Annotated in this window: 1 protein-coding gene; it reads left to right on the top strand. The window is 24.5% G+C overall.

The window, feature by feature from the left end; translation table 11 throughout:
- The first annotated feature begins 198 nt into the window (after nucleotides 1–198).
- Complete coding sequence (locus LPC13_RS16715) at nucleotides 199–657, top strand: DUF6323 family protein (RefSeq protein ID WP_005215891.1); 459 nt, start codon at nucleotides 199–201, stop codon at nucleotides 655–657.
- Nucleotides 658–827: the final 170 nt, after the last annotated feature.

Below are 827 nucleotides of genomic sequence, written 5' to 3' on the forward strand. Positions count from 1 at the left end.
ATTAATATATTTTAAATTATATTACATATTTGTATAAAATTAAAGACTACTGACACTTTGTCAGCAGTCTGAAAAAAAATAAGGCTTAAGCCTTATTTTTTTGTTATTTTATGATTCTATATTACCACAAAATCGCCTAAATTTCAAGTCTTGTAGTAGGTTAGGCTTAGGAGTAGAGTATATCTAGAGGTGATTAGTATGAGTAAAAATATTAGTTTAGTACTTCAAGATATACAAAAAAAACAAGCAGTAATAGAATTGAAAAAATGCAATGAATTAACACTTAAATATGGATTAACCTTATCAAATGAAGATATTAATGAGTTAATTGAAAATCGTTTTAAGTCACTAAAAGATACGGGAAGAATTGAATTTTCGGAAGGTGTTTTGAAAAAAATAATTGAAGCTTTTTGTGATTCACCATATATAATGCAAGAAAATTATAAAGATACATTATTAGAGCTTCAAGAATCATTTTATTTCTTTAAAAACGAAGCTATGGATCAAATAGCAGATGATGAACTTATTGAATTTATGAAAATACATTTTGATGGAGAATGCCAAGGGTCTTTAGAGTATTTAAGTGGAACTAATTTAGAGGAACTTTGTAGAAATACAAGATACGGATATAGAGTTTTTAATAAAGAAAAGTATTAAGATAAGAGGTAATCTTTCTAAAAATAGATTTTAAACAACCTCGAATATATAAATTTTAATATAGTTAGATTATTTTAATTATATTAAATATAGGAATCTGTTAAGCTGATATGAAAAAATAGCTTGATTTTTCATAGAATTGCTCGCTCTTTGAAAATTATATAAGTTTA

It is taken from the genome of Clostridium celatum, assembly GCF_021412605.1.
In the GTDB taxonomy this organism is placed as follows: Bacteria; Bacillota; Clostridia; order Clostridiales; family Clostridiaceae; genus Clostridium; species Clostridium celatum.

What these genes read in the sequence shown, in the direction of transcription:
- LPC13_RS16715 (WP_005215891.1), top strand. Translation starts at nt 199, where the DNA reads ATGAGTAAAAATATTAGTTTAGTACTTCAAGATATACAAAAAAAACAA.